The organism is Novosphingobium sp. B1 (assembly GCF_900176395.1).
In the GTDB taxonomy this organism is placed as follows: domain Bacteria; phylum Pseudomonadota; class Alphaproteobacteria; order Sphingomonadales; family Sphingomonadaceae; genus Novosphingobium.
Genome location: NZ_FWXL01000016.1, coordinates 1 through 23106 on the forward strand (window position 1 = coordinate 1; position 23106 = coordinate 23106).

Annotated in this window: 24 protein-coding genes; 19 read left to right on the forward strand and 5 right to left on the reverse strand. The window is 63.1% G+C overall.

The window, feature by feature from the left end:
• The coding region (locus tag B9A23_RS18500; RefSeq protein ID WP_254895188.1) for a 4-hydroxybenzoate 3-monooxygenase at positions 1-741 on the forward strand (741 nt) is incomplete at its 5' end.
• A gap of 121 nt (positions 742-862) precedes the next feature.
• Complete coding sequence (locus B9A23_RS18505) at positions 863-1537, forward strand: response regulator transcription factor (protein WP_084280628.1); 675 nt, start codon at positions 863-865, stop codon at positions 1535-1537.
• On the opposite strand, the gene B9A23_RS18510 is transcribed toward B9A23_RS18505, so the two are convergent.
• The 4 genes from B9A23_RS18510 to B9A23_RS18525 all read right to left on the reverse strand — a co-directional run bounded on the left by B9A23_RS18510 (position 1534) and on the right by B9A23_RS18525 (position 6787).
• Positions 1534-2022, reverse strand: coding sequence for an SRPBCC domain-containing protein (locus B9A23_RS18510; RefSeq protein WP_217806626.1), 489 nt, complete (start codon positions 2020-2022; stop codon positions 1534-1536). The two genes, B9A23_RS18505 and B9A23_RS18510, sit on opposite strands and share 4 nt — an antisense overlap.
• Entirely contained in the window at positions 1997-2365 is a 369-nt protein-coding gene (locus B9A23_RS18515; protein ID WP_084280630.1) for an ArsR/SmtB family transcription factor, read from the reverse strand. Before B9A23_RS18515 ends, B9A23_RS18510 begins: the two co-directional genes overlap by 26 nt.
• 97 nt (positions 2366-2462) lie before the next feature.
• Entirely contained in the window at positions 2463-5141 is a 2679-nt protein-coding gene (locus B9A23_RS18520; RefSeq protein WP_084280631.1) for a TonB-dependent receptor domain-containing protein, read from the reverse strand.
• A 92-nt stretch (positions 5142-5233) separates the two neighbouring features.
• Positions 5234-6787 (reverse strand): hypothetical protein, encoded by a 1554-nt coding sequence (locus tag B9A23_RS18525; protein WP_084280632.1) that lies wholly within the window; start codon positions 6785-6787, stop codon positions 5234-5236.
• Between the two features lie 263 nt (positions 6788-7050).
• Between B9A23_RS18525 and B9A23_RS18530 the strand changes: the two genes are divergently transcribed.
• The 3 genes from B9A23_RS18530 (at position 7051) to B9A23_RS18535 (ending at position 8729) form a co-directional block, all read left to right on the forward strand.
• Positions 7051-7437 carry a hypothetical protein gene (locus B9A23_RS18530; protein ID WP_084280633.1) on the forward strand — a complete coding sequence of 129 codons (387 nt, stop codon included), beginning with the start codon at positions 7051-7053 and terminating at the stop codon, positions 7435-7437.
• A 341-nt stretch (positions 7438-7778) separates the two neighbouring features.
• Entirely contained in the window at positions 7779-7946 is a 168-nt protein-coding gene (locus tag B9A23_RS22930) for a hypothetical protein (RefSeq protein ID WP_176218069.1), read from the forward strand.
• 297 nt (positions 7947-8243) lie between these two features.
• Positions 8244-8729 carry a helix-turn-helix domain-containing protein gene (locus B9A23_RS18535; protein WP_084280634.1) on the forward strand — a complete coding sequence of 162 codons (486 nt, stop codon included), beginning with the start codon at positions 8244-8246 and terminating at the stop codon, positions 8727-8729.
• 2 nt (positions 8730-8731) lie between these two features.
• Here the strand turns inward: B9A23_RS18535 and queF are convergent, their stop codons facing one another.
• Positions 8732-9199: a preQ(1) synthase gene (gene queF, locus B9A23_RS18540; RefSeq protein ID WP_084280694.1), complete on the reverse strand. Its 468-nt coding sequence runs from the start codon at positions 9197-9199 to the stop codon at positions 8732-8734.
• A 153-nt stretch (positions 9200-9352) separates the two neighbouring features.
• Between queF and B9A23_RS22395 the strand changes: the two genes are divergently transcribed.
• The 14 genes from B9A23_RS22395 (at position 9353) to B9A23_RS18610 (ending at position 23091) form a co-directional block, all read left to right on the forward strand.
• The gene (locus B9A23_RS22395) at positions 9353-10570 is read left to right on the forward strand and encodes a hypothetical protein (protein WP_139797560.1); all 1218 of its coding nucleotides are present in this window, start codon (positions 9353-9355) and stop codon (positions 10568-10570) included.
• A 126-nt stretch (positions 10571-10696) separates the two neighbouring features.
• Positions 10697-11539: a 3-mercaptopyruvate sulfurtransferase gene (gene sseA, locus B9A23_RS18555; protein WP_084280638.1), complete on the forward strand. Its 843-nt coding sequence runs from the start codon at positions 10697-10699 to the stop codon at positions 11537-11539.
• Positions 11540-11578: 39 nt separating this feature from the next.
• The gene (gene metC, locus B9A23_RS18560) at positions 11579-12820 is read left to right on the forward strand and encodes a cystathionine beta-lyase (RefSeq protein WP_084280639.1); all 1242 of its coding nucleotides are present in this window, start codon (positions 11579-11581) and stop codon (positions 12818-12820) included.
• Positions 12817-13755 carry a mechanosensitive ion channel family protein gene (locus B9A23_RS18565; RefSeq protein ID WP_254895189.1) on the forward strand — a complete coding sequence of 313 codons (939 nt, stop codon included), beginning with the start codon at positions 12817-12819 and terminating at the stop codon, positions 13753-13755. The genes metC and B9A23_RS18565 overlap by 4 nt, the downstream gene beginning before the upstream one ends.
• 99 nt (positions 13756-13854) lie before the next feature.
• Positions 13855-14625: a uroporphyrinogen-III C-methyltransferase gene (cobA, locus tag B9A23_RS18570; protein WP_084280642.1), complete on the forward strand. Its 771-nt coding sequence runs from the start codon at positions 13855-13857 to the stop codon at positions 14623-14625.
• Positions 14622-14918: a DUF2849 domain-containing protein gene (locus tag B9A23_RS18575; RefSeq protein WP_084280643.1), complete on the forward strand. Its 297-nt coding sequence runs from the start codon at positions 14622-14624 to the stop codon at positions 14916-14918. Before cobA ends, B9A23_RS18575 begins: the two co-directional genes overlap by 4 nt.
• A 1-nt stretch (position 14919) precedes the next feature.
• Positions 14920-16572, forward strand: coding sequence for a nitrite/sulfite reductase (locus B9A23_RS18580; RefSeq protein ID WP_084280644.1), 1653 nt, complete (start codon positions 14920-14922; stop codon positions 16570-16572).
• A complete protein-coding gene (locus B9A23_RS18585) occupies positions 16565-16996 on the forward strand; it encodes a DUF934 domain-containing protein (RefSeq protein ID WP_084280645.1) in 432 nt (143 codons plus the stop codon). Before B9A23_RS18580 ends, B9A23_RS18585 begins: the two co-directional genes overlap by 8 nt.
• A 24-nt stretch (positions 16997-17020) precedes the next feature.
• Positions 17021-17821, forward strand: a complete 801-nt coding sequence (locus B9A23_RS18590) for a phosphoadenylyl-sulfate reductase (protein ID WP_084280647.1) — start codon at positions 17021-17023, stop codon at positions 17819-17821.
• Positions 17822-18062: 241 nt separating this feature from the next.
• A complete protein-coding gene (locus B9A23_RS18595) occupies positions 18063-18728 on the forward strand; it encodes a hypothetical protein (protein WP_084280648.1) in 666 nt (221 codons plus the stop codon).
• Positions 18728-19471, forward strand: a complete 744-nt coding sequence (locus tag B9A23_RS18600; protein ID WP_084280649.1) for a hypothetical protein — start codon at positions 18728-18730, stop codon at positions 19469-19471. Before B9A23_RS18595 ends, B9A23_RS18600 begins: the two co-directional genes overlap by 1 nt.
• 16 nt (positions 19472-19487) lie before the next feature.
• The gene (locus tag B9A23_RS22400; RefSeq protein ID WP_139797561.1) at positions 19488-20834 is read left to right on the forward strand and encodes a tetratricopeptide repeat protein; all 1347 of its coding nucleotides are present in this window, start codon (positions 19488-19490) and stop codon (positions 20832-20834) included.
• Complete coding sequence (locus B9A23_RS18605; RefSeq protein ID WP_176218070.1) at positions 20773-21942, forward strand: HupE/UreJ family protein; 1170 nt, start codon at positions 20773-20775, stop codon at positions 21940-21942. Before B9A23_RS22400 ends, B9A23_RS18605 begins: the two co-directional genes overlap by 62 nt.
• A gap of 51 nt (positions 21943-21993) precedes the next feature.
• The gene (locus B9A23_RS18610; protein WP_084280652.1) at positions 21994-23091 is read left to right on the forward strand and encodes a potassium channel family protein; all 1098 of its coding nucleotides are present in this window, start codon (positions 21994-21996) and stop codon (positions 23089-23091) included.
• Positions 23092-23106 lie beyond the last annotated feature (15 nt).

A 23106-nucleotide genomic window follows, 5' to 3' on the forward strand; every position in this document is an offset into this window, starting at 1 on the left:
AGCTCATTCGGTATGGCAGGTTCTTTGCGTCGTGACATAGTGGGACTCCTTGTTGCCCATTATGCCCGGCCACACACGGAAATCCTGACAGTCCCATACGAGAGGGTCTATCCCTTCGGCTGGCTGGGCATCCTTGCAGACGTGCCCCCGTGCAACCACGAACTGATCTATGCCAACCACGAACGCGGCTTTGCGCTGGCCTCGATGCGCAGCCACACGCGCAGCCGCTATTATGTCGATGTGGCGCTGACCGAAAAGGTCGAGGAGTGGTCCGATGACCGGATCTGGGACGAACTGGCCATCCGCCTTGGCCCTGAAGCTGCTGCCAACATGACACGCGGCCCTTCGATCGAGAAGTCGATCGCTCCGCTGCGCTCCTATGTGTTCGAACCCATGCGGCACGGCAATCTGCTGCTGTGCGGCGATGCTGCGCACATTGTGCCGCCAACCGGGGCCAAGGGACTCAATCTTGCAGCAAGCGACGTCCATTATGCTGCCGAGGCGCTTTCGGGTTATTTCAAGCGAAAGGACAACGATGCGATCAGCGGCTATTCGGCCAAGGCGCTGGCCAGGGTCTGGAAGTCCGAACGGTTTTCCTGGACGCTCACCAAGCTGATGCACCGCTTCCCCGAGGATGGCCCGTTCGAGCGCGCGATGCAGGTGGCCGAACTCGAGTACATTGCAAGCAGCAAGGCAGCGCAGACGAGCATCGCCGAAAACTACGTCGGCTTGCCGGTCTGATCGCCGAGCCGGGCCGAAACTGAACTGGAGCCTGTCCCAAGAGGGGCAGGCTCCTGTAACATGGTCATTTCCCCGTCACAAAGCCGCGACAGAAAGCCTCTGAGACAGGGGCATCACTTCAATGCGGCATATCGACATTCTGCTGACCAGCGATCTTCCGGGCGGGCGCGAGGCTTTTGCGCATTCGGACCTGCGGGTGGTGTTCCACCGCTGGAAGTCCGCAGCGCCGCTGCCACTGATGGAGGGTCGTCCGTGGGCGTTCATCGATTGGGTCCTGGACGATATGTCGGGACTGGAACTGTGCCGTCGGCTTAGATGCGCCGACAGCCTCGGGCAGGACGCCCATATCACGATGATCCTCGAAGAGGACGACGCCGAGGCCAAGCGCCGGGCGTTGCGGGCTGGTGCCGACGATTACGTCGTAGCCCCTGTCGAGCGCAGCACCGTGCTCGACCGCGTGCTTTCCCTACAGTTGCCGGAACACGTCATCCCTGCCCGCGTGCTGAAGCTTGGCGAACTGACGCTGGATCTGGCAGCGCTGCAGGCGCGTTGGCGGGACAAGCCGCTCGGGCTGATGCCGAATGAGCTGCGCCTGCTGCGCTATCTGATGGAAAAGCCGGGTCATGTTTTCAGCCGCCAGCAACTGATCACGGCGCTGGGCAAGCATGATCAGCCGATAGACGAGCGGACCGTCGATGCCTGGGTCAGCCGCTTGCGGCGGGCCTTGCGGGACGTGGGTGCAGGCTCTCCCCTGCGGACAGTCCGCTCGCTCGGCTATGTGCTCGACAGGCCCTAGCCTAGCAGGAAATCCTCCAGTTGGCCGAGGCTCTCGATCGTGCCATCGCAAGCGCCGGACGCAAGCTCCTGCTCCATTGCCTGACCCGTCGGAAAGAGACTGGACATTGCGACTTCGGTCAAACCGCCGACTTCAGTGAACACAACTGAGGTAATGGCGCCGTCAGGGCTTTCCTCATTGGTCCAGACGATCAGACGGTCTGCCTCGACTTCGAGATAAGTGCCGAAGAAGGCCATGGGCTGGTCATGCGCCGGATGACCGATCTCAAGGCGATACGTACCGCCCTTGCGCACATCCATTTCGCAAGAAATGAGCGTCATGCCGTAAGCCTGCGGAATCCACCACTGGCTGAACAGCGCTGGGTCCGCCCAAGCCCTGTACACGAGATGCACGGGGGCATCGAAGCGTCTGGTTACCACCAACTCGCGATCGGAACGGCGTTCAACCCTGGTGCGGCCATCATCGCTGACCATCTGGCTGCTCATCGGCTTTCTCCCTTCGCTTCAAGTCTTCTAGCAGGACATCGAGGCTGCTGAAGCGGGCGTCCCACATCTGGCGATAACGCTCGAGCCATGCCGCCGCTTCCTCCATCTTGCCCGGCCCCAGCCGGCATTTGCGCACGCGGCCGACCTTTTGCGTGACGACAAGGCCGGCCTCTTCAAGCACGGCGACATGCTTGCTCATGCCTGGCAGCGTCATGCCGAAGCGGCTGGCCAGATCGCTGATCGAGGCATCTGCCTCGCCGAGCTGGAGCACCACGCCGCGACGCGTGGCATCCGACAGGGCCGAAAACGTCACATCGAGGCAAGGCGACTCATACTGAACCATATGGTTTAGTATTGCGCCGAACGTGTGCATTTGCAACGCCGAAAAAGAAGGCGGCCCGTGCGGGCCGCCTTCGGCAGCTGCGATTTTGCGAGACGAGCTAGAACGTCAGCGACGCCGACAGCGCGAACGTTCGACCGACGTCATAGGTATTGACCTCGACGCGGTTGCTGCCCGCCTGCTGGTATTCGATATTCTTGCGACCGGTCAGGTTGCGGGCCTCGAACTTCATCTCGAGATCCTTCGAGAAGAGCTTGAAGCCCTGGCGCGCAACGAAGTCGACGCGCAGGCCCGGGTCCTGCAACACATCGGGCTGGCCGGTGTTGAGCAATCCGCGGCTGAAGACGCGCTTGCTGGCGTAGCTCAGCAGGATCGTCTGCTGCGACAGCCTGTCGGTATCTTCAAGGCCGAGCTGGACGTTGGCGATGTGCTCGCTCTGCCCGGTCAGGGGCGCGCCGTTGGTAAAATAGTCGAGCGCGCGGGTCGAGGCCGCGAGGTAGTAGGATGTCTGGTCACCTTCCTTCACCTTCAGCTTCGACTTTGTGTAAGTGTAATTGGCGATCAACGCGAAGCGCCGCGATTCCCACATGCCGCCCCAATCGGCGAGATCGAAATACTTCTGCAGCTCGACTTCGGCGCCATAGAGGTCGGCCTTGGGCGCGTTGGCGAAGCTGGTGATGAAATTGTCGCTCTCGAGGCTCACGAAGCTTTCGATCGGCTTGTCGATGCGCTTCCAGAACCCCGCTACCGAGAAGCGCTGATCTCGGGCGTAATACCATTCATAGCGCGCCTCGGCGTTGGTAAGCGTGCTGTCCTGGAGGTTCGGGTTGCCGCGATAGGTGCGGTTCGAGTCCGGATCGAAGTAGAACTGGTAGATCAGCTCGCGGAACTGCGGGCGCGCGATGGTCTTCGACGCGTTGGCACGCAACTGCATGTCGTCACGAAACGACCAGGTGAGTGTTGCGGCCGGCAGCCAGAAATCGTTGTTGATGTTCGTCGGCGCGGTTCCGGCCACGACATCGTTGAACACCGGGATGGCGTCGACGACCATCTTGCCCTTCTCGTAGCGGACGCCTGCATCCAGCTGCAGCTCATCGGTCAGCTGGGCGTCGATCTTGGCATAGGCGCCATGGTTCCTGAGCGTGGCGACGAAGGCGGGGTTGCCTTCGTTGGTGTCAACCAGGCCGATGTTGAAAGCCTTGGTGACGGCGTTGCTGAGGAGATAATCCGGGCGGAACAGGTTCACGCCATCGGGCAGTTCGACCGCGCGCCACTGGAAATCGCGACGCGAGCTGGTGCGGCGGGTGTCTGCATAGGCGTAGCCCACGGTGGCGGTGATCGCCGGCGAGAGCTTGTACGAGACGTCGATGCCACCCGACCACAGGTCTTCGTTGAGATCGGAGAAGCTGACCGTCGCACGCCCGGCGTTGCCGTCGAGATTGTTGACGAAATACTGGCCGAGCGGATCGGACGCCACGTTTGTGCGGACATACTCGAAGCTCAGTTCGTAAGGAGCCTCGCGCTGCGAATTGGCAAAACCGCCGCGCAGATCGACGCTGAGACCGTCAACCGGCTTGAGTTCGGCAACGATCTGGCTGTCGATCAGCTGGCGTTCGTACCACGCGGTATCCTGCTGCTGGTAGTCGACCGTCGTCTGGTTGCGCTGGCCGAGGCTGATGCGCGTGTGCTTCAGAGTGTCGCGGATGTAGAGGTTAGTCCAGCGGATCTTGTTGCGATCCCATTCCAGACCAAGCCCGAGCATGCCGTTGACCACAATCCGGTTGTCGGTGTTCACGCGGCGGAAGTTCGACTGAAGATCGGCCAGATCGTCATCGACCGAGGTCTGGCTGATTATGTCTCGCGTCAGCCACTTGTTGTTGTAGCCCGCCGTGGCGATGACACCAAGCGTAGCTGCCCCCAGTTCGAAGGACTTGCCAGCCGACAGCGACAGCGAGCCGTTGCCCGGCATGTTCGGGATTTTCTGAGTGAGGCCGTTGCGGGTATTTACGATACCCTGCCCGATTGCGACCGCATCGACCGTGCCCGCGCTGATACGCTCGCCGCTGGCGAAGAAGGTCTTGAGAGCGCTGGTAAAATCACGCTGGCCATTGTCGAACCCAGTCCAGTCGGTGCTGGAACCATAATAGGTGTAGCCAAGCTGATTGGTGGTTTCGGTATCCCACGAGCCGCCAACACCAATGCTGACGAAGGCTTCCTGTGGCACCGACTTGGTCGTGAGGTTGACCACGCCGCCACCGAATTCGCCCGGGTAGTTTACCGAATACGACTTTTGGACGAGCGACGAGGCGATGATGCTCGACGGGAACAGGTCGAGCGGGACGACGCGCTTGAGCGGCTCCGGGCTTGGCAGGGGCGAGCCGTTGAGCAGAGCGAGCGAATAGCGGTCGCCCAGGCCGCGCACGTAGACGTAACCGTTGCCGACCACACTGAGACCCGTGACGCGGCCGAGCGCGCCAGCGATATTGCCTTCGCCCGTGCGGGCGATTTCGGCGGTACCCAGGACCGAGACGACTTGCGGGGCGGCGCGCTGGATATTGCGATCACGCTGGCCAGTGACGACGATCTCGCCACCCGGGATGGAGACTTCCGGGGCTGCTTCCTGAGGCTGGTCGACCGGAGTATCGGTGGCGGATTGCTCGGCCGCAGCTTCGGGAGCCGGAGGCGGCGTCTGCGTAGACACGTCTTGTGCATGCACGATAGCCGGGCAGAGCAGCGCGGTTGAGAGCAGCAGCAGGTTTGCGAGCCGCGAGGTATTCATCTGTCGTCCCCCCTGGGGAAAAGGAATGTTCTGTGGTGCGGAAAAGGGGGCAGCCGTTACCGGCCACCCCCCGATTTCCGAAAGGCGGCCGATCAGGTGATCGGCAGCAGCGTGCACGACTGGCTGGTCGTGCCGAAGTTTGCTGCGGCGCTGTTGCAGGTCCAGCCTGCGTACCAGGTATCCGAAGCGTTGCGCACGGCACCCACGTAAGGCGCTGCCGAGAAGAACGAGGACAGCGTGGTCACGTCGAAGGCGGTGACGGCAGTTTCGTTGGCGCCGTTGATGAACCCGCCGGTCAGGGTCGAGGTGAAGGCATCGTTGTTGTTGTTCGAGCCCGAACCGAAGAAGGTCTGGACCTGCGCCGCGGTGTAGGTGCCGGTGCCGAGGTACTTCGTGCTGTTGCAGGTCATGACGACCGAGCGCGCGGTAAGCGTCGATGCAGCACTGCCGCCCGAGCCATTCATGCGGATGCACTCGTTGTTGGGCGTGTTGACGACACCGTTGTAGAGCGAGATGTCCGAGTTGCCACGGAACAGCAGGGCCGCCTGGTCAGCCGCCTCGTTGTCCGGGCTGGTCTGAAGCTGGACAGCGGTGAAATTCGCGATGCGCGAAACCTGACGCGGGGTCTGGGCCTCGTTGCCGTTGCTGTCGAGTTCCATCAGGGCATCGCCGCGGCCGGCACGCTGGATCAGCAGCAGGTACTGCAGGTTCGCCTGGACGCCGGTATCCATGTCGAGGCTATCATCGTCGGCACCCACCGAGATGTAGTGCTGCATGTTGACCGAGCCGCCGAAGAATTCGGCGCCGTCGTCGGAGCTGTTGTAGCTCTGGATATAATCGAACTGCGTGCCCGAGCCGACGCCTTCGAGAGTGAGCGCCTGAAGTTCCGAGTTCGCGCCGAGTACGTAGCCCGAGTAGCGGATCTGCACGTACCTCATCGTGCCGCTGCTGTCGGCGCTGTTGGTGCCGCCGAACAGGGCAGGATCAGCCGAACCTTCGGTCTGGCGTTCGCAGGTGCTGGCGGTCGAACCGCTGGCGACCGAACCGGTGGTGCAATCGGTGACAGGTGCACGCCCCATCAGGACCACGCCGCCCCACTGCCCTTGCGAGGTTTCGGTGTTGAGGCCGAGAACGTTGTCGCGGCTGGTGAAGATGATCGGCGCCGTCGCGGTGCCGACAGCGTTGATCTTGTTGCCACGGTTGACGGCGAGCCACGAGGTGCCGGTGTTGCCGAACAGGATGACGCCTGGCTGGATTGTCAGTGTCACGCCGGTGCTGGTGCTGCTGAAGCCGGCATCGGTGCCGACATCGACCCGCCCGTTCATGGCATAGAGCAGGCCAGGAATCTTCGGGAGGTTAGACGAACGCGTGATGCGAGCCGGAAGGGTGCAGACGCGCCAGGAACCCTGCGATGATGTCACCGTACCCGAGTCAGTAAGGCCGGTAGGGTCCTCGATGGTCGGGCAGCCTGCAGCCGCCGTGACCGTCGGGGTGGGCGTCGGCGTGGGGGATGGCGTGGGCGTCGGTGCAGGCTGATTGATCACGACGTTGCCGCCGGTGCCGGGCGAGGCAATGTCGGTCGGGCCGCAACCGGCAAGTGCGATGGCGCTGCAGCCAACAAGGAACAGGCCGTTGATCTTCTTCACGTGAAATCCCCCATGGATGGCGGCGAGGTACGGTCCCGCCCGGATCGATGGGTGATCTAGGCCTGCAAAGTGACAGGCTGTTTGCGGTTTCCTGACAGATATATTTCAGTTTTTTCGACCGCGGCGTGACAGTGGTGATGCGCAACCGCTGTTTTCCGCCGACTAATGAATTACACTTTTGTGACAATGTTGCAGTTTGATTGCACCCTATCCTTTTCGAGGCATACTCCGACTCAATCACGCGAAGAACAGGAGAGCCCCGGATGTCGAACATGGTAATTCTTGCCGCTGCATTGATGGCGCAGGCACCCACTGCCGCGACGGCCAACCTGACTGTCCCGGCCCCCGCGACCGACGCGAGCAATGTAGCCTATCGCGAGATCATGACCGGCCGGCCCCAAGCCGCGATCGACCGGCTGGAGCAGGTGCTGACCGTCCGCCATGATGACCCGCTCGCGCTCATCAATCTTGGGACGGCATACAAGATGGTCGGGCGTACGTCTGATGCAGCACGCATTTACCGCAGTGCAGCAACAAGTTCGGACCGATACGACGTGCAACTATCCGATGGGCGCTGGATCGATTCACGGCGCGCCGCCAGCATCGCCATCAAGAACCTCGCAACCGCTGAAGTGATAGCCCTGCGGTAATCTTCGCCTTTGTCGCGGAAGATAATGGCCGGTTCGGAAGCGGCTGCCTTGGGCAGTCTCGCTTTGGGGCCGGCATTTATCATGTACCAAAAAAGGACAGATTTATAACTTTCGATAATCTATCCGAACCAGAACTATCTGGTCCATATTGCATCTGCGAAAGCAAGTCCCGATGGAGCCTTAGGTGTTCTTACTTAGCTGCCTACTTGGCTTTCATCGCCCGAAACGCAGTGAAGTCAGTCGCCAGAACTTTTTCCACGTCGCATCCTGCAAATCATGCGGGAAGGCGATCCGCAGGCTGCGCAAAGGTCGCTGGATAAGGCATCAAGGGTTTCGCCAACATGGCTGAAACCTTGTTGACCCCTGCGCGTGAGCCCGATCTGAACCGACTGCGACGTTCGATTTCCGAAGCGCTTGAACTTGCCGACCTGCTCGAACTGCGCATGGTCGGAATTTATCTCAGCAGCGCGCTCGAACTTTTGCGCGACGAGGATGCGCGAGGAACATAAGCGCACGCCCGCTGCCAGAGACACAGGCAGACCACGGATAACCTGCCGGCCGACTCGGACAGCTTTCGAAACAATCCCCGCGATTAAAAAGCCGGCGGACCGTGGAGGCGCACGCATTTCACCGCTCGGTTATTGAAACAATGGCCGATCAGGCGCAGGATACTAACTTAAGATATTACCCAAACCCTCCTAAGATGATTAACAAATGCCTGTTTTGCATGAAAATTCAAACGTTTGGCATTGCCTTCCGATTGCGATTTCTTCATAAGAAGCTGGGGCTGATCGGGAAGATCGATTATGAACAGGGACGAAATCAAGCGACTGGCCGGCATCGCCTCGCTGCTCAGCGAGATGCTTGAAGACGCCAGCATGAACCCTGTTTCGCAAATCGTGCCCACGCAAGACATGCTCGTCGAGACTGCGAAGGCCGAAGCGCGCGCGCGTCGTCGCCGCCAAGAGCTGTTTCCCGGCATCCAGGTGGCCGATCCTGCGTGGGACCTGATGCTCGAACTGTTCATTCATAGTGCCGAGGGCCGCCGCATCTCGGTGACCGGCCTTGGCCTGAGCGCCAACGTGCCCGGCGCGACCGTGCTGCGCTGGCTGGCAATGTTCCAGGAAGGCGGGCTTATCCAGCGCGAACCCGACCCGCTGGATCGTCGCCGCATCTGGGTCAGGCTGAGCGAAGATGGGCACAATCGCGTGGCACAGGGCATTGCAGCCTCAATCGCCAATGCAACGGTCCCCGCTCCGGTTTCCCTCGGCGGGCGGCAGCTCGCCGCCTGACGTCATCCGCGTCCGCGATATGACGCCACGCCCTGGTCCGGCAGCCACAAGCCAGCCGGTGGGGCGCTGCTCTGCCAGAACACGTCGATCGGAATGCCGCCGCGAGGATACCAGTATCCACCGATCCGCAGCCACTGCGGCTTCATTTCGGCAAACAGGCGCTGACCGATGCCGACAGTAACGTCCTCGTGAAAGCCGGCGTGGTTCCTGAACGAGCCAAGAAAAAGCTTGAGCGCCTTGGATTCCACGATCGTTTCGCCCGGTGCATAGTCGATCACCAGATGGGCAAAGTCGGGCTGGCCGGTGACCGGACACAGCGAGGTGAATTCCGGTGCGGCGAAACGGATCATGTAAAGCGTGCCGGGCCGCGGATTAGGCACGTAATCGAGCACCGCCTCTTCGGGAGAGGTGGGCAGCGTGCTCGTCTTGCCAAGGTGCAGCGGCAGCTCGGCCTTGTTCTCTTGAGCCATGGTATCTGGTAATCCTGATTGCTTGAAGGCAAAGGGAAGTTCGGGCTTGCCCGGATGTGCGCCCCATGCACCTGTCGCAATCACAGGGCAAGTCGGCGGGGCATGCCTGTTGGTTCATTGGAGATTAAACCGATGGCGCGCCAGCGCTGCGACATGAGGTTCACGGGGTTATGTTCTGCGCGGGTTCTCCTGAGCCTGGCGGCAGTCGTCCATGCGGCAGGCACGCAGGCACAGGATACGGGCGGCTACCAGCTGCCGCCTTCGAGCACGGCGACTCCGCGCGCGCAGGGGCCAGTCGACAGTTCCGCTCCGCCGCCGCGCGTGGTCTCGACAACCCCGGCGCCAGCACCTGACGCTCCGGTCGTCATTCCCTCCCCTACGCCGACGGTGAGCGCCGCACCGCGCCCCGCCCCGAGCGCTTCGCCCGTCGTGCGGCCCAGCGCTTCTGCCACCATTTCCCCACGCAGCCAGACGAGCAGCGCAGCGGACCGGCAGAACGCTCCTGCCACGATCGATCCGGCACCGGCGCCAGCCCTGCCGACAAGCGCCGAGACCCAGGCTGCTGCGGCGCCCTCGCCAACGCCTTTGCCAACCCTGCCGACCTTCGCGCCAGATATTGCCGCGTCAGGCAACTCTCCCTCGCCGAGCAACGCCGAAGAGTCGGTCGATGCCAGTACCCTGCTCTGGGCCCTCGTCGGCATCCTGCTGGTCGGGACAATTGGTGGCGGATTGCTGCTGCTTTACCGCAGACGCCGCGAGCACGCGCCGGAAGCGACCTTCGTGCCGCCGGTTATTGCAGGAAACGATAGCCGCCCCCGCCCCGAGGCCTCGCCCAGGCCGGCAGTGGTTCCAGCTTCAAGCGAGCGCGAGCCTGTGTCGCAGCGGCCGGCGGTCAGGCTGGAACTGGCCTCGGCAAAGCTGAGCGCCAGCCTGGTCAACGCGACGCTGAGCTACAGGCTGGTGGTCGATACGCTGTCAGAGCTTGCCGACGTCAGCCTGCATGGCGAGATGACCTCGGCCCATGCCTCGCGCGCAGCGGCAGAGCAGTTCTCCGGCAGCGAGACGCCGCTCCTGCATCACCTCGCAGGCGTGCCAGCCGGGCAGGAGCACGTCTTCGCCGGTGATATCCGGCTGCCTCTGGCCGCAATCACGCCGATCCGGCACGGGACGGCCTCGCTGTTCGTGCCGCTCGTGCGGTTCGAGCTCCGCGCAACCTGCAATGGTGCGCCCGTGCGTGTGCGCAGTGCCTTCGTCGTCGGTCTTGAGGACGGCGCCCGCGATGCAAGGCTTCAGCCTTTCCGGCTGGACCATGGACCTCGGGTCTATTCGCACGTTGCGACAAGGCCTTTGACTTTGCCCGAGTTTGCCTGAGCATGGCGCGATACGCGCATCCCGCCGAGTTTTAAGGGTCGACGCGTCGGTTCGCGATGTCTAGTCTCTGACGCGACGAACCTGCGCAAGACGGGTCGCACGCAGCAGGCAGGAGCACGACAAGCAATGGATTCGCTGGTTTCAACCCAGTGGCTCGCCAACGAAATGGGCGCGAGCGACCTACGCATTATCGACGCGAGCGCGTTTCTTCCCGAGCATGGACGCGTGCCGCAGCTTGAGTATGAAGCGTGCCACATCCCCGGCGCGGTGTTCATGGACTTGGCTGAGCTGGTCGACAGCGCTTCGCCTGTACCCAACACCCTGCCATCGGCCGAGAAGTTTGCAAGCCGCATGCAGACGCTGGGCCTGGGTGATGGCAGCCGGATCGTGATATACGACGACAGCCCGATCAAGTCGGCAACGCGTGCCTGGTTCATGCTGACCAAGTTCGGCGCGCAGAACGTGGCACTGCTCGATGGCGGGATTGCCAAATGGAAAGCCGAAGGCCGCAAGTGCGCGCAAGGCGCCGAAAAACAGCGGGAGCGCCACTTCACGGTGTGGTCGGACGACAGCCATGTCCGATCGAAGGCGGACATGCTTGCCAATCTGGACACCGGGGCCGAACAGGTGATCGATGCGCGTGGCGCCGGCAGATTCACGGGTGATCTTCCCGAAACGAATCCGGCACTGGCAAGCGGTCACATCCCCGGCGCGCGCAACCTGCCCTATTCCAGCCTGTTCAACCCGGACGGCACATGGAAATCGCCCGACGCGATCCGTGAACTGTTCGAAGCTGCGGGCATCGATCTGACGCGCCCGCTGATCTCGTCCTGTGGCTCGGGAATGACCGCCAACGTGCTCATTTTCGCGGCCCATCTTATCGGCAAGGAAGACGTCTCGCTCTATGACGGGTCATGGAGCGAATGGGGAATGGACCCGGCGACGCCCAAGGCAACCGGTGCAGCCTGAGGTTTCTGCGGCGGACCATTGCTGCTATCGCCCCTGCCCATGAGCAGTTCTGACGATCTGGAGAATTTTGGCGCGGCCACCCGTGGCGTTCTTGCCGGCCGACGCGAGGAGTGGACGGGGACGCCAGGCCATCCGGGCGCTATCGTCAATCCCGCGGTGTGGCGCGCATCGACGCACCTTTATCCCGACATGGCGGCGCTCAGGGCGCATCCGGCAAACGAGGACGGACGCTTCTACTATGGCAGGCGCGGCGCGCCGACGCAGTGGGCCCTGGCCGAAGCTCTGACGCAGCTTGAGCAAGGCGCAGCCGGGACCGTGCTCTATCCATCGGGCGTGTCAGCCATTGCCGGTGCGCTGCTCACAGTGCTGCGGCCGGGAGACGTGCTGCTGATGACAGACAACGCCTATGAACCCTCGCGCGTGATGGGGCGCGGGCTGCTCAAGGATTTCGGGATCGAGACGCGCTGGTTCGACCCGACCGACCTTGCCGCGTTCGAGGCGGCCTGCTGCGAGCGGACGCGCTGCGTGCTGCTGGAAAGCCCCGGCAGCCTGACGATGGAAGTGCAGGACGTAGCAGCGCTTGCCGCTGCAGCGAAGGCACGCGGGATTGTCAGCGTGGTCGACAATACCTGGGCCTCGCCGCTCGGCTTTCAGGCGCTGCGGCATGGCGTGGACATCGTTGTTATGAGCCTGACCAAGCACGTGTCCGGCCATTCCGACTGCATGATGGGCAGCGCCAGCGCGGGACCGGACTGGTACCGCAAGCTGCGGCTGCGGGCGCAGGGCCTTGGCAACGTGGTCTCGCCCGATGATGCCTCGCTCATGCTGCGGGGCCTGCGAACCATGAAGCACCGGCTCGAGGCCGAGTCTGCCTCGGCGCTGGCAATTGCGGAGTGGTTGGAAGGAAGGCCGGAAGTGGCGCGGGTGCTGTGCCCGATGCTGCCCGGATCGCCGGGACATGCGGTGTGGGCACGCGATTTCACAGGCGGGTGCGGGCTGTTCAGCTTCGTGCTGGAAGGCGGGACAAGCGAAGCCCGCGATGCTTTGATCGACGCGCTGTCGCTGTTCGGCATCGGCTATTCCTGGGGTGGTTTCGAAAGCCTGGCAACGCCGGTGGACCCCGCATCGATCCGCACGGCAAGTGCCTGGCCGCTGGACGGCATGGAACCCGAGGACCGCTTCGGGGTTCGCCTCTCGATCGGCCTTGAGGACACGGCAGACCTGATTGCCGATCTGGAACGCGGCCTTGCCGCTTGGGCGGCCCAAGGAGCAGCGGCGTGAGCGAAGTTAAGCAGCAGATCGGGGAAGTGATCCGCCTGCTGAACAGCATCGGCTTCGATCTTGGCACCTATCACATCTCCGTGTGGGGCGCGCTGCGCATCCTGATCGTGCTTCTGCTGGTGATCGTCTTCGCACAGCTTCTGGGCAAACTCGCCCGGCGCCTGTTCCGAAAGCTTACCAGCCTTGATCGCACGCAGCAGTTGCTGGGCGAAAAGATCGCGACGATCGTTGTCTGGGGCATCTCGATCCTTGTCGGCATCGACGTTTTGGGAATCAGCCTGACTGCGCTGACCGTGTTTTCCGGCGCCTTTGGCCTTGCCATCGGCTTTGGCTTGCAGAAGACCTTCGGCAATCTGATCGCAGGGATTATCCTGCTCATGGACCGCTCGATCAAACCGGGTGACGTTATCGCGGTAAACGACGGCAAGGGCAATTCGTTCGGCGAGGTCAAGAAAATCGGCATCCGCGCGGTTTCGGTGACCACGCGCGACAATCGCGAGTACCTGATTCCGAACGAGAACCTGATGACTCAGCAGGTTGAGAACTGGTCCTATTCCTCGCGCGAGGTCTCTATCGCGATTCCGGTCGGCGTGGCCTATGGCAGCGATCTTGATCAGGTCGAGAAGCTGATGCTGCAAGCGGTGGCTTCGGTTCCGCGCGTGTTGGCATTTCCGTCTTCGGGGGTGCTGCTGAGCGCGTTCGGGCCAAGTAGCGTCGACATGACGATCATCGCCTGGATCGGCGATCCCGAAGCGGGCGTCGGCAATGTCAAATCCGACATTCTCAAGGCCGTGTGGCGGCTGTTTCGGGACAACGGCGTGGAAATCCCGTTCCCGCAGCAGGATGTGAACCTCAAGGACACCGAAGCCCTGCGAGCGCTGGTTGAGGCTTTGAAGGGCGGAGATACGCAACAGTCGCCTATGGGAACTGTATAGCCCGATCCGCGATCGACATCCTCGCTGCTAAAGAACATCTAGCGGGGGGCAAAAGCATTCTCGCTGGTGACTTGTACCTGTCGCGCCCATCTGGCCCCCATGAGCAATCCCTCTTCAAGAGTCGGAACCGTATTCCTTGTCGGTGCAGGCCCCGGTGATCCGGACCTGCTGACGCTGCGTGCGGCGCGGCTGGTGATGAATGCGCGCGTGCTGGTGCACGATGGCCTCGTCGATCCCGCGATCCTCGCGATGGCGCCGAAGGGCTGCCGAATGATATCCGTCGCCAAGCAGCGTTCGCGCCACACGATGCGGCAGGAGGAAATCAACGCCCTGCTGGTGCGCGAGGCTCTGGCGGGCAATGACGTCGTGCGCCTGAAGGGCGGCGATCCATTCGTGTTCGGACGCGGCGGCGAAGAAGCGGAAGACTGTTTTGCCGCGGGCGTGCCGGTGCAGGTCGTGCCCGGCATCAGCGCGGCGATGGGCGCGGCCGCTTCGGCGATGATACCCCTCACCCACCGTGATGCGGCAAGCATTGTCTCGTTCGTGGCTGGCCAGTGCAAGGGGCTGACCGACCAGAACTGGGCGGGCCTCGCCGGGGTTGGCAGGACGCTGGTGATCTACATGGGCGTTGCGACATCCGAAGCCATTGCCGAAAAGCTGATGGCTGACGGGCTTGCGCCGGACATGCCGGTGGCGGTCATCGAGAACGCCGCGCGGCCGCAGATGCGTGTGCTGCGCGGAACGCTGGCGGCGCTCGGGCCGCTGGTATCGGACAACAAGGTCAAGAGTCCTGCCCTGATCGTGATCGGCGAAGTGGCAGGCCGGGGAGACATGATGGAATTGAAGCAAGTTTTGGAGGCGGTTCAGTGAAGATCATTACCGGAAGTGATCTGCGCACCGGCGACGTGATCTGGTGGACCGGCGAAGGCTGGTCGCGCCATGTCAACGATGCGGTGGAAGCAGGCGAACATGCCGAGGCGATCATCGCCCGCGAGAACGCCAAGCAGATCGTCACCGACACGCAGGTGATCGAAGCTACCCGCACCGACGATGGCGTGCGCCCGGCGCACATCAAGGACCGCATCCGTGCGCTGGGTCCGACCGTCCGCCTCGACCTTTCCCTCAAGCCTGCCGACACTGACGCCGGCACCTGGGTGATCTGAAATGTATCAGTACGACCAATACGACCAGGCCATGGTCGACGCCCGCGTGGCGGAGTTCCGCGACCAGGTGGAGCGCCGCCTTGCCGGTGACATCAGCGAGGACCAGTTCAAGCCGCTGCGCCTGAAGAACGGCCTCTACCTGCAGCTGCACGCCTACATGCTGCGCGTGGCCATTCCCTATGGCACGCTGAGCAGCCGCCAGATGCGCATGCTGGGCGATATCGCAGACAAGTATGACCGCGGTTACGGCCACTTCACCACGCGCCAGAACATCCAGTACAACTGGATCAAGCTGCAGGACGCGCCCGATATCCTCGCCGATCTCGCCTCGGTCGAGATGCATGCGATCCAGACCAGCGGCAACTGCATCCGCAACACGACGTCGGACCAGTTCGCTGGTGCTGCGGCGGACGAACTGGTCGATCCGCGCCCCTACGCAGAACTTCTGCGCCAGTGGTCGACGTTCCATCCGGAATTCGACTACCTGCCACGCAAGTTCAAGATCGCGATCATCGGTTCGGAAACTGACCGCGCGGCGATGAAGCTGCACGATATCGGCATCCAGCTGGTGCAGAACGATGCGGGCGAGATCGGCTGCAAGTTCTACGTCGGCGGTGGCATGGGCCGCACGCCGATGATCGCGCCGGTGATCGGCGATTTCGTGCCGCCGCTGCAGATGATCTCGTACCTCGAGGCCTGCCTGCGCGTGTACAACCGCTATGGCCGCCGCGACAACAAGTACAAGGCGCGCATCAAGATCCTCGTGCACGAGATCGGCGCCGATGAATATCGCCGTCAGGTCGAGGAAGAGTTCAAGCACATCCTCACGCTCGGCCTCGAGCCGCCTGCGGCAGAGCTGGAGCGCATCAAGGGCTTCTTCGAACAGCCGGGCTTTGACGCCAATGCTTCGGATGAACTTGACCTCAGCGATCCCGACTTCGCGCTGTGGGTGGACCAGAACGTGCATGCCCACAAGCAGCCGGGCTATGCCATCGTCAACATCAGCCTGAAGCCGGTTGGCGGTATTCCGGGCGATGCCACGGCTGACCAGATCCGCCTGATGGCCGACCTTGCACTCGAGCATTCCTTCGACGAACTGCGCGTGACCCACGCCCAGAACATCGTGCTGCCGCATGTGAAGAAGGCCGATCTCTACGGTCTGTGGCAGAAGCTTGATGAAGCTGGCCTTGCGTCTGCAAACCTTGACCTGATCGGCGACATCATCGCCTGCCCGGGGCTTGACTATTGCGCGCTCGCCAACGCCCGCTCGATCCCGGTGGCGCAGAAGATCTCCGAGCGCTTTGCTGACCTTGGCCGCCAGCGCGAGCTGGGCGAGCTGAAGCTGAAGATCTCGGGCTGCATCAATGCCTGCGGGCATCACCACGCAGGGCACATCGGCATCCTCGGCGTCGACCGCAAGGGCGTGGAGAACTACCAGCTCCTGCTCGGCGGATGCGAGGGCGCGGATACCTCGCTCGGCACGATCACCGGCCCCGGCTTCAACGAGGACGGGATCGTCGATGCGGTGGAAAAGGCCACCGACGTCTATCTTGCCAAGCGCGCCGAAGGGGAGCGTTTCGTCGATACCTTCCGCCGCATCGGCATGGCTCCGTTCAAGGAAGCGATCTACGCCAAGGAGACGGCGAATGGTTGAGCAGACCCTGCGTTTTCGCGATGACGAACCCGTGGGCGATCCGGCGGTGACCGTCGACGCCTTTGCCGACCAGAGCAATGCCACTGCCGTGCGGATCGAGCCGGGCGACGATGCCCGCGCGCTGCTGCCGCATCTCGATCGGCTGGCGCTCGTGGAAGTGAACTTCCCGGCCTATACCGACGGGCGCGGTTATTCGGCGGCGCGCATCCTGCGCGAGCATGGCTATGCCGGCGAACTGCGCGCAGTGGGCGATGTGCTGCTCGACCAGCTTTCGCACATGCGCCGCTGCGGGTTCGACAGCTTTGCACCCAACCAGGCAATCAGTGCGCAAGCCGCCGAAAAGGCCTTCGCGACCTGGCCCGAGGTCTATCAGAAGACCGTCGACGGACGCCCTGCAATCTGGGCGAAGCGTCACCCCGCCTGAACTGCGGGACCGAGGAACGAAGCAATGGACAGCACCGTGCAACGCAAGATCGACCTGATCGACACGCGACCGCGCTTTACCGAGACGGACGCGATCCGCCTGAACAACCTGTTCCGGGGCACCGACACGCAGGAAATGCTGCGGTCGGTAATCCGTGACGGGCTTGCAGGCGATCTTGCGGTGGTTTCGAGCTTCGGCGCGGAAAGTGCTGTCCTGCTTCACCTTGTTGCCGAGGTTGACCCTTCGGTGCCGGTGCTGTTCCTCGAGACCGGCAAGCACTTCCCGGAAACCGTGGCCTACCGCGACGAACTTATCGGGTTCCTGGGGATGACCAATCTCCAGATCATCGAACCCGACGCCGAGGTCATCGCCAAGAAGGACGAGAACGGGCTGCGCTGGTCGTGGGACCCTGATGGCTGCTGCGAGATCCGCAAGGTCGAGCCGCTGGCCAAGGCCCTGCTGCATTTCGATGCCTCGCTCACCGGGCGCAAGGGCTTCCAGTCGAAGACCCGCACCGGGCTGCCGCGCTTCGAGATCGACCATTCGGACGCGCAAGGCCGGCTGAAGATCAACCCGTTGGCTTCATGGGACAAGACGGCGCTGGAAAGCTACTTCTCGCAGCACGGCCTGCCTGCACATCCGCTGGTGGCGCAGGGCTATCCCTCGATTGGCTGCGCGCCCTGCACCAGCAAGGTCGCCCCCGGCGAAGACCCGCGTTCGGGGCGCTGGAAAGGCTGGGACAAGACCGAGTGCGGCATCCACTCGCCCACCGATGGGCAGAAGCCGGGCGATGAACTGCCCCCAGGCTACGATCCGGTTTTCTGATCGTACGACGATTGCAATTGAGGGCGTCCGGGCGGTCCGGGCGCCCTTTTTGGGCATTGTTTCGTAGTTTTTCTGAGAATCCCCTTCACCATGTCGCCGCTTTCGGGTTAGAAACGCGGCAACGGCCTCCGGCTGAATCGCTTTTTACCTGCGTGTGAAGCACCGCACAGCGATTCGCTCAGAATGAGGCGAAAGAGTGGTCGCGCCTTCTTTCGTCTGAATTCGAGTGGGGAGATTCACCGTGCGCCGCATCTTCAAGACATTGCTGGCGGGTAGCGCCGGGGCGGCCAGCCTCGCAGCGCTGATGGTTGTGCCAACCGGCGTTGCGACAAGCGCCGATCACCTCGATCCAGGCGCCCGCACTGACGCCGGCGTCGACCCGACGCCCGACATTCCGGCCGACATTGCCGACGTCTTTGCCTGGCACGCCAATGGCACGACGCGGGTGGCGATGACCTTTGCCGGCCCCGTACCGACGACTGCGCCGACATATTATGACCGGGATGTACTGTACAGGATCAACATCTCGACGCAGGCACCCGGCAATACGCCGGAATTCGTGATCAAGGCGCGCTTCGGCAAGGGCCAGGGCGCGAACGACTGGGGCGTCCGGTTTGAAGGTATTCCCGGCGTGACTGGTGCCCTGGAGGGGCCGGTAGAAACCACGCTGACTGCCAACGGCGTAAAGGCACGCGCCGGCCTGATCGACGAACCGTTCTTCTTCGATCTGATCGGCTTCCGCGAAACGCGCTCGTTCGGCACGATCCGTATCCGCAACGATCGCAATTTCTTCGATGGCCAGAATGACACCGTGATCGTCTTCGAGATTCCGGACGCAAACCTCGGTTCGAACGTCAGCAAGATCGACGTCTGGGGCCAGACACTTCGCTTCGGGGGGAACATCTGATGTTGGGCAAGTACACCCGCTCCGTTCGCAGGCTCGCGAAGTTCGCAACCCCGTTGGCGCTTGCCGCGATGATCGCTTCGTGTGGTGAGAACGGCTCGGGCAGCCAGGTCGTGGTTCCGGCACCACTGCCGAGCACCACTTCGACCAGCACCCCGACGCCCACGGCGACATCGGTCAGCTATAATGTTGACCGGTGCTTTACGCAGGCGATCCAGGGCGAGAACGGCGCCACGCTGACCTCGATCCTTATTCCCGACACGCTCAAGGTCGATCTGACGCGTACGTCGCACTATCCCAACGGGCGCGACCCCGACGATCAGGTCATCGACATCCTTCTGGCGACATTGCTTCTGGACATGACCGTTACCGGACAGGGTCCGAACACGCTGGCAGGCGTGCCGCTGAACCCGCCGACAAACGACAAGCCATTCAGCGTCACCTTCCCGTTCTTCGCGCCGCCCAACGGGGCGCCGCAGATCGCTTCGGGCACGGGTAGCGGGTTCAATTTCCGCAACGACCCGGATTCGGGCTATGTTTCGGTTGACCGAATGGGCAATCCGGCGGTGGCCACAGCGCTGATCGGATCGTCGATGAAACTGGCGTTCAACGACGACACGCCAACCGGCGATGTGACGAACCAGAAGTATCTGGCCGAATACAAGAACGAGCTGCACAAGCTGTTCGACCTGATCGGCGATGATCTGGAGAACCTGCAGCTGAAGATCTGCGCCACCAAGTCCTGACGAGAGGCGCAAGCGAATGACGGCAGAGCGCGGCCGCAAGTGGCCGTGGATCCTGATGGCGGCGGTGTTCCTGGTCACCGCCGCCAGCATCGTTTCCGACAAGATAAAGGCGAGACAGGGCCCACCCGACCCGCTCCCGGCCGAGGTGAAGCCCTGGTTTGGCCCACGCAACCAGACCGAAGCGCTGACAGCCGCCGACAATGGGGTAGCCAACGCGCGGGGCCGCTTGCAGAACGCGCCGGACGAGTGGCTGCGGCTGGAGATGCTGGGGCGCGCCTTGGCCGCACGTTTTCGCATATCGGGAAGCTATGCCGATCTGGCAGAGGCAGACGCTGTGCTGGCGCGGGGCATGGCGAACTCCGAACCCCCGGCAGGCCCCAGTCTTTCGCGCGCGACGGTGGCCGTGCTTGCGCACCGACTGGACGCTGCCGATGCCGCGCTCAAGCGGTTCGACAGCCAGAAGGGCGAACCCACCAAGGATGAAGAGGCCGATGGCTGGGCTATCAAGGGCGACATTGGCTTCCAGCGCGGCGACATCAAGCGTGCCCGGCTGGCCTATGCCCGCGCCGAGGAAGTAGAGAGCAATGCCAGCATTGCCCTGCGCCAGTCGATGCTCGCCCTGCGTACAGGCGATCCGTTGCTGGCGCGGCGCAGGGTCAATGCCGTGCTGCGCGCAGGCAAGCTTACCCGCAGCGCCAAGGCGCAAGCCGCGCTCATGCGCGCGACGATCGCCTATGGCGAAGGTGACTGGAAGACGGCCGGCGTGTGGGCACGCTTTGCCGATGGCTTCTTTCCGGGCAATCCACTAGCCATGGCCTACGTGGCGCAACAGCGGGCCGTGGACGGTGATCCTGCAGGGGCGGTAAAGCAGTACGAGGCGATCCTGGCCAATGCACCTTTGCCCGAAATCATGGATGCCTTGGCCTTCACGCTGCGCCTGCAAGGCAAGGGTGCGGAAAGCCGGGTCTGGGCGAACAAGGCCGGGGCATTGTGGACGGAGCGCTATCGCCAGTTGCCCGAAGCGGCAGCCGCGCATCTGGTCGAGCATGAGCTGGCACTGGGTGATCCCGCCAAGGCCTTGCCGATTGCCGCTGCCGACGCGACGCGCCGTCCGCACGGGGCGAGCCTGATCCTGCTGGCACGCGCGCGATTGCTGACGGGCGATGCCAAGGGCGCACTGGCGACGCTTGCGCGCGCCGAGAAGACAGGCTGGCGCTCGGCGGGGCTTTACCTCGCCCTTGCCGATGTTCACACCGCACTGGGTGACACCGATGCAGCCGACGATGCGCGGGAGGAAGCGCTTGATCTCAATCCCAAGGCAACCGATCCGGCAGCGCGTTTCATCTGGTTCGGCCACGATTAGAGCGCTAATTGCCGTCCTTCTCACATTCTGTCTGGTAAGCGCAGCACAAGCCCATCTGACCCCCAATTCCGAAATCCGGCTCGATTTCGCGCCGGGGCTGGTCAAGGCTGACGTAGTCGTGCCCCAAGCCGAATTTGCCTATGCCACCGGGCTTGCCACTGACAACCGCGCCGCAAGCCTCGCGCGCGCAAAGGCACGCGTGCTGGCTGACATGGCCGTGCTCAGCGGCGATGGGCGCGCATGGCAGATCAATGTCGATCGCATTGCCTTCGAGAAGATTGCAGGACCGCCCGACCTCCACCTCGAACTGACGCTCATGCCTCCGCCGGGCGCTTCCGACCGCAGGCTGCTCTGGCGCTGGCACGTGGTGACGCGCGAGGCGCCGAGCCACTTCGCGCTGCTGGTCGTCGATGGCGATCTGGCAGGCGGCGTGAAAGGAGAGCGCGAGCTCGTCGGCGCGCTGACCGCGGAGCGGACCGAATTGCTGGTCGACCGCGGGCACGCGGGTCTGATCGGGCTGTTCGCAAATGCCTTCGGTCTCGGCGCGCACCATATCGCCGAGGGTTATGACCATCTGCTCTTTCTACTGGCCCTGCTGCTGCCTGCGCCTCTGCTTGCCGCGGGCCAACGCTGGGGCAGAGCGCGGCCGGCGCGCGACACGTTCCGGGCACTCGCGTGGATCGTCACCGCCTTCACCATCGGCCATTCGACTACGTTGATTCTTGCCGCCTTCTTCGGCGTGCGCCTGCCTGCGCAGCCGGTTGAGGCCGGCATTGCCTTCTCGGTGCTGGTTTCGGCCATCCACGCGGCGCGGCCTCTGTTTCCCGGAAAGGAACCCTTGATCGCAGGCCTGTTCGGGCTGGTTCATGGGCTGGCCTTTGCCACGCTGGTCAGCAACTTCGGCCTCGGCACCGGCACGCGGGCGACGGCAATCCTTGGCTTCAATATCGGGATCGAGGCGGTGCAGCTTGTCGTGGTGGTGCTGGCCCTTCCTGTGCTCCTGCTGCTGGCACGGCATACATGGGGCGCCAGGGTGCGGCTCTGCCTCGCAGCCATGACCGGGCTTGCCGCCCTTGTCTGGCTGGCAGAGCGGCTGGGGCTTTCCTGATATGGACAAGCTGGCCGGTGGCCCCCTATCACCCCAGGAGAAGGGGCCGCGATGCAACGGGAAGGCGACAGTTCTGCACTGACGCAGGGGGCGAATTCGGTCCTCGGCTCGCCGCTGCGGCTGCTGACGGGGACGCTGATCTTCGTTCTGGCGGTGTTCGTGGTTTCCACTTGCGGCTTCGTGCTGGCCGGCTGGCCGATGAGCGACGCTGCCTACATGGTTCTGCTGACGATCTTTTCGGTGGGCTATGGCGAGATCCGCCCGGTCGACACGACCTTTCTGCGCTGGTGGACGAGCGCCACGATCATGCTCGGGTGCACCGGCATGATCGTGCTGACCGGCGCCCTGGTGCAAGTCTTCACCCTGTTTCAATTCCGACGCCTGCTGGGCATGGACCGCATGATGACTGAAATCGAAAAGCTGGACGGCCACGTGATCATCTGCGGCTATGGCCGCATCGGCGTGCAACTGGCCAAGGCCATGACCGAGGCGAAGCGGCCATTCCTGATCCTCGAGCGCGACCATGCCAAGGCCGACGACGCCAAGGCCCAGGGGTTCCTGTGCATGGTCGGCGAAGCAACGCATGAAGAGACGCTCAAGGCCGCCGGCATTGCGCGCGCCAAGGTACTGGCAACGGTCCTGCCCGACGATGCTGCCAACGTTTTCATCACGCTATCGGCGCGCAATCTGAACCCCGGCATCGAGATCATCGCGCGCGGCGAGGCGCCTACGACCGAAAACAAGCTGTTCCACGCCGGCGCCGACAAGGTGGTCATGCCAACGCACATCGGGGCAGAGCGGATCGTCGAAATGATCCTTTACCCTGCGACCGGGCAACTGGACGACATTGGCGCGGTGCGGCGCAACCTGCATGACTTCGGGCTGGACATCGAAATGGTCGAGATGACGGCTGCCAGTGCCTTGACCGGCGAGACAGTTGGCGAGGCCGAGCGACGCGGCAACGGCGCGTTCTTCGTCGTTCAGATCGACCGCAGCAGCGGACAGTCGATCCACCACCCGGGCGAAGACGTGACGCTTGAACAGGGGGACAAGGTCATGCTGGTCGTGCGCGGCAGCAGGTTGTCGGCTGGCGCGGTGTTCAGCGCCGCCAAAGGGCCGATCCGGCACGGACGGACGTTCGTGGGGTGAGCTGGGCTCACCCCG

Excerpts from the sequence above, each read along its gene's own strand:
- B9A23_RS18505 (WP_084280628.1), top strand. The coding sequence starts at position 863 with ATGCGGCATATCGACATTCTGCTGACCAGCGATCTTCCGGGCGGGCGC.
- B9A23_RS18510 (WP_217806626.1), bottom strand. The coding sequence starts at position 2,022 with ATGAGCAGCCAGATGGTCAGCGATGATGGCCGCACCAGGGTTGAACGC.
- B9A23_RS18515 (WP_084280630.1), bottom strand. The coding sequence starts at position 2,365 with ATGGTTCAGTATGAGTCGCCTTGCCTCGATGTGACGTTTTCGGCCCTG.
- B9A23_RS18520 (WP_084280631.1), bottom strand. The coding sequence starts at position 5,141 with ATGAATACCTCGCGGCTCGCAAACCTGCTGCTGCTCTCAACCGCGCTG.
- B9A23_RS18530 (WP_084280633.1), top strand. The coding sequence starts at position 7,051 with ATGTCGAACATGGTAATTCTTGCCGCTGCATTGATGGCGCAGGCACCC.
- B9A23_RS22930 (WP_176218069.1), top strand. The coding sequence starts at position 7,779 with ATGGCTGAAACCTTGTTGACCCCTGCGCGTGAGCCCGATCTGAACCGA.
- B9A23_RS18535 (WP_084280634.1), top strand. The coding sequence starts at position 8,244 with ATGAACAGGGACGAAATCAAGCGACTGGCCGGCATCGCCTCGCTGCTC.
- queF (WP_084280694.1), bottom strand. The coding sequence starts at position 9,199 with ATGGCTCAAGAGAACAAGGCCGAGCTGCCGCTGCACCTTGGCAAGACG.
- B9A23_RS22395 (WP_139797560.1), top strand. The coding sequence starts at position 9,353 with ATGAGGTTCACGGGGTTATGTTCTGCGCGGGTTCTCCTGAGCCTGGCG.
- sseA (WP_084280638.1), top strand. The coding sequence starts at position 10,697 with ATGGATTCGCTGGTTTCAACCCAGTGGCTCGCCAACGAAATGGGCGCG.
- metC (WP_084280639.1), top strand. The coding sequence starts at position 11,579 with ATGAGCAGTTCTGACGATCTGGAGAATTTTGGCGCGGCCACCCGTGGC.
- cobA (WP_084280642.1), top strand. The coding sequence starts at position 13,855 with ATGAGCAATCCCTCTTCAAGAGTCGGAACCGTATTCCTTGTCGGTGCA.
- B9A23_RS18580 (WP_084280644.1), top strand. The coding sequence starts at position 14,920 with ATGTATCAGTACGACCAATACGACCAGGCCATGGTCGACGCCCGCGTG.
- B9A23_RS18585 (WP_084280645.1), top strand. The coding sequence starts at position 16,565 with ATGGTTGAGCAGACCCTGCGTTTTCGCGATGACGAACCCGTGGGCGAT.
- B9A23_RS18590 (WP_084280647.1), top strand. The coding sequence starts at position 17,021 with ATGGACAGCACCGTGCAACGCAAGATCGACCTGATCGACACGCGACCG.
- B9A23_RS18600 (WP_084280649.1), top strand. The coding sequence starts at position 18,728 with ATGTTGGGCAAGTACACCCGCTCCGTTCGCAGGCTCGCGAAGTTCGCA.
- B9A23_RS22400 (WP_139797561.1), top strand. The coding sequence starts at position 19,488 with ATGACGGCAGAGCGCGGCCGCAAGTGGCCGTGGATCCTGATGGCGGCG.
- B9A23_RS18610 (WP_084280652.1), top strand. The coding sequence starts at position 21,994 with ATGCAACGGGAAGGCGACAGTTCTGCACTGACGCAGGGGGCGAATTCG.